The organism is Vibrio sp. 1249-1 (assembly GCF_033340495.1).
Genome location: NZ_JAWOWJ010000077.1, coordinates 1 through 1,237 on the forward strand (window position 1 = coordinate 1; position 1,237 = coordinate 1,237).

Sequence of the window (1,237 nt, forward strand, 5' to 3'; positions counted from 1 at the left end):
AACGGATAATGATCCTTTTTTCCACTTTCATCTCTCCTAATGCCATGATGTCACCCGGAATCGGGTCGACTTTCTTAAATGCATCTCGAACACGTTTCTCCGCATCGTCATCGACATACCTAACCACTAGTGATTCGAAGAAACGACGCGCTTCCACTTCGGATAGCATATCGATATCAAGTTCAACTGGCTTAAGTTCTTGCCCATAACTCAATCGAGACAAGACCGACTCCAAACGCCCAGACTGAGTAAAAAGCAACACGTTGATCGTCCAGTTCGGCTTTTCATGCGCCTCTAAGACTAACGTCCATAACTCCGAAACGAGCGTTTCACTAAGTAAATGAGCGTCATCAATAACAATCGCAATATCGCAAGGCTCACCTTCGAGAATACGCTCTAGACTGTCGAGTAAAGGCTCTTGTTGATTAAACAATGCATCGGAAACCAGCTGACTCAAGATGAGGACGCGACGCTGCACGTCATCTTGGGTCGCATGACAAAGTAACAACATTGATTTTTGTTACTCGCACCCAGCTCAAGGTATCGTTGCGCCAGCCAAGATTTTCCATACCCATCAGGGCCATTGATCGCAATAAGGTTGGATCCAAAGTTGGTCAACAACTCCAATCTATCCAATAACTCGGTTTGAGAATCTAATTCCAGAACGTGAGCAAAACTCATCTGATAACCTTCTTAAACAACAAGAATGACGCCAGATGGCGTCATTACAAGGTTAAATATTGCGACCGAAATCAATAACCTGCTGAATCACGTCTTGTGAAGTATCGGCTATCACTTCCGCACTGCCAATTCCGGTTGGTAGAACTAAGCGCAATTGACCTGACAGCACTTTTTTATCACGCATCATATGCTTGATAAAGTCATCAAAACTCATGCTGTCGGGTGTATGGACTGGCAATTTCGCTCTGCGCAACAATGCCACAATACGCTCAAACTGCTCTTCAGAAATCAGTCCACGCAGAAGTGACGTTTTGGCCGCCATCACCGTACCAGAAGACACCGCCTCACCATGTAACCAATTGCCGTAGCCTAATTCAGCTTCTATCGCATGACCGAAAGTGTGACCCAAATTGAGCAACGCACGAATTCCAGACTCTTTTTCGTCTTGTGCAACCACTTCAGCTTTAATTTGGCAGCAACGTGCAATGGCATAGGTAAGCGCGTCTTCATCCAACGTGTACAAACGGTCTAAATTTTCTTCCAGCCAATCAAAGAA

At 45.2% G+C, this 1,237-nt stretch carries 1 protein-coding gene and 1 pseudogene; both read right to left on the reverse strand.

Annotated features, from left to right (window positions below; genetic code table 11):
- Positions 1-681, reverse strand: a pseudogene (locus tag R7Z50_RS24350) (ATP-binding protein); the annotation flags it as partial.
- Positions 682-733: 52 nt separating this feature from the next.
- Positions 734-1,237, reverse strand: a 504-nt coding sequence (locus R7Z50_RS24355; protein WP_411979507.1) for a 3-dehydroquinate synthase family protein, incomplete at its 5' end; no start/stop codon positions are given.